At 33.6% G+C, this 1,427-nt stretch carries 1 protein-coding gene; it reads left to right on the top strand.

Annotated features, from left to right (window positions below):
• The coding region (locus tag HSISS2_RS02845) for a hypothetical protein (protein ID WP_240472045.1) at window positions 1–1,166 on the top strand (1,166 nt) is incomplete at its 5' end.
• Between the last annotated feature and the right edge of the window lie 261 nt (window positions 1,167–1,427).

The following is a 1,427-nucleotide window of genomic DNA, read 5'->3' on the forward strand; positions in this document are numbered from 1 at the left end:
TAGAACCCACTTATTATAATTCTGAAGATAATGTAGCTACTGAGTTGATTGGTAGAAATCATTTTGTTCGCTATTACGATACCATGAGTAGTCTGCATCAAGCTCATTTGGTAGTTTATGATATTAACAAAAATTTTGAAAAGAAAATTATTAATTTGACCCCATATTTGAAGAAAATCAAAAATTTTGAATATATTAAGGAGTTTGGTGTGTCTTTAAGAGAGATTAATGGTTATGATTATGTTTTCTTGACTACTTCTCAAAGCGATAAGCAATTTGCTTATAATCTAGATACCGATCAATTTTTAAGTAGAGACCTACCAGATTATTCTTACAGTAAAGATGAACTGCTTTATTTCGGTGATAGGAGTTCTGCTCGTAATCAGGTGAATGACAGTAATATGTGGGGCTATTTAAAAAGAGAGGGAAACTTAGATGAGCTTTTAAAGAAATTGCCAGCTCAAAAAGACAGCTATTTATCAGCACACCTAAATGTTATCCAAGAGATCGATAATGTAGATACTTCAAAACAAGAGAATCAGATTAATCTATTTAATGAAAATCCTGAAGTTAAGCATATTTACGAAGAGGCTGTTAATCAAACAACAAATAGTGATACGTTAAAGAAGTTTAAACTATTGACCCGTCAAGGTAAGGAGGGGGATTTCCCAGCCGGTCCAACTGAGCCAGTGAAAAGTTTCCTACCTAATAAACCAAGAGAGCCAAAGAAACTTCCAGAATTTAATGCTTTCCCTGATTCTATTTTTCCTTTTAAAACCTTAAGTTTTAGTGACATTCTTAATAAGAAGGCTCAACAAGACTACCAGAAAAAATATCGTTCTTATGAAAGAACTAGTCAAAAAGCTAAGGAAGATTATAATAGAAAATATAAGGCCTATAAAAAGAAGTTAGCTAAATATGAGTCTTTTAGAGATAGGGAATACGACAAACAATCACAAATCTATTTCTCCCCTGAAGGGCAAACCAATGATATCCTACATTGGTTGGGAATGAATGGTGATCAAGGAATTGTAATTTCTGTAAAAGACGGTGCTGGCATTAAGAAAGATATTCATTCTTTTGCTGATATAAAAGATTGGGTAGATGAACATGATGACGATAACAACATAAAATCTGACTTTAGAGACTATAAAGAAGCTAAATAAAGATTTTATGGGTCTTGTAGTCTTAATAAGAAACCCATTACAAGCATTTTTCCTATCTTTAGGCTATAATAGACAAAAAGAAGCGTTGGGAGGTTGCTATGGAGATTACAAACTTTATTCCCAGTCAGCGACAGGCTATTTTGGAGCGTTTTCAGCAGGTGGAGGACTTGGGGTTTGGAGCTATTCGCATTGAGATGAAGGTTTCTAACCCTATCGGTATTATTTATGAGTGTTACCTCATAGCTGGTGACAATTATTTTT

Source organism: Streptococcus sp. HSISS2, from assembly GCF_000448665.1.
Lineage (GTDB): Bacteria > Bacillota > Bacilli > Lactobacillales > Streptococcaceae > Streptococcus > Streptococcus raffinosi.